The 1,417-nt window shown below is 68.5% G+C and carries 2 protein-coding genes; both read left to right on the top strand.

All coding sequences use genetic code 11. The annotated features are described in order from the left end of the window. Positions 1–118: ribonuclease E (locus JYJ84_RS38610; RefSeq protein WP_374102167.1), on the top strand; the 118-nt coding region annotated here is incomplete at its 5' end. A gap of 131 nt (positions 119–249) precedes the next feature. Then, on the top strand, positions 250–1,362 hold the full coding sequence (moaA, locus tag JYJ84_RS36685) for a GTP 3',8-cyclase MoaA (protein WP_122944829.1): 1,113 nt from the start codon (positions 250–252) through the stop codon (positions 1,360–1,362). Positions 1,363–1,417: the final 55 nt, after the last annotated feature.

Here is a 1,417-nt window from a genome sequence, read left to right as displayed (position 1 = left end):
CGCTGCACAGGAAGCCGCGTCGCACCTCCCGCGTCCGGCGCGCGTGCCGCGCGAACGCAAGACGCTGCCGCCGGCCGATACGGCCCCGATGCAGCAGGTCGAAACGACGCATCACTGATCGACGCATCGTCCGACCAGGAAAAGCCCGCCTCCGGCGGGCTTTTTCACGTCCGCGCTGCGGGTTTCCGCCCACCGGACCGACCCGCCGCTTGCGGCTAAAATAGAGGTCTGGTTCGCACTTCTTTCAACATGTCCCGACGCATCATTCCTCTCGCCGACGTCAGCGGGATGCCGGACGTCTCCGGCGTCGCGCACGCCCCGGACGGCACGCTGGCCGACACGCTCGCCAGGCCGCTGCGCGACCTGCGCATTTCGGTGACGGATCGCTGCAACTTCCGCTGCGTGTACTGCATGCCGCGCGCCGTCTTCGACAAGGACTACCCGTTCCTGCCGCACAGCGCACTGCTCACGCACGAGGAGATCGAACGCGTGGCGCGACTCTTTGTCGCACACGGGGTCGAGAAGATCCGCATCACGGGCGGTGAGCCACTGCTGCGCAAGAATCTCGAATTCCTGATCGAGCGCCTCGCCCGCCTGACCACGCATGACGGCCGCCCGCTCGACCTGACGCTCACGACCAACGGTTCGCTGCTCGCGCGCAAGGCGCGCGCGCTGAAGGACGCCGGGCTCACGCGCGTGACGGTCAGCCTCGACGCGCTCGACGATACGTTGTTCAAGCGCATGAACGATGCCGAGTTCGCGAGCGCCGACGTGCTCGACGGCATCTTCGCTGCGCAGGCCGTGGGCCTCGCACCGGTCAAGGTCAACATGGTCGTGAAGCGCGGCACCAACGACAGCGAGATCCTGCCGATGGCCGAGCGCTTCCGCGGCACCGGCGTGGTCCTGCGCTTCATCGAATACATGGATGTCGGCACGTCGAACGGCTGGAACATGACCGAGGTGCTGCCGTCGGCGGACGTCATCGCACGGCTCGCCGAACACTTCCCGCTCGTGCCGCTCGAGCCGCACACGGCGGCCGAAACCGCGCAGCGCTGGGGCTATGCGGACGGCAGCGGCGAGATCGGCGTGATCTCGAGCGTCACGCAGGCGTTCTGCGGCGACTGCACGCGCGCGCGGCTGTCGACCGAAGGCAAGCTGTACCTGTGCCTGTTCGCGTCGACCGGCCACGACCTGCGCGCACTCGTGCGCGGCGGCGCGAGCGACGCCGAGATCGCGACCGCGATCGCCCGCATCTGGCAGGCCCGCACCGACCGCTATTCGCAACTGCGCGGTAGCGCGTCTGCCGACGCGCTGCCCGACGGCGCAGGCAAGCGGGTCGAAATGTCGTATATCGGCGGCTGACGCACGCTGCCCTTCCCGCCTTCTCACGATGCCCGCTTCCGCCTCTCCCACGATC

The sequence above is a fragment of the Burkholderia sp. LMG 13014 genome, assembly GCF_905232215.1.
Classification (GTDB): Bacteria; Pseudomonadota; Gammaproteobacteria; order Burkholderiales; family Burkholderiaceae; genus Burkholderia.
Note: the sequence above shows the minus strand (reverse complement) of the source record. Positions and strands in the feature narration are given on the sequence as shown.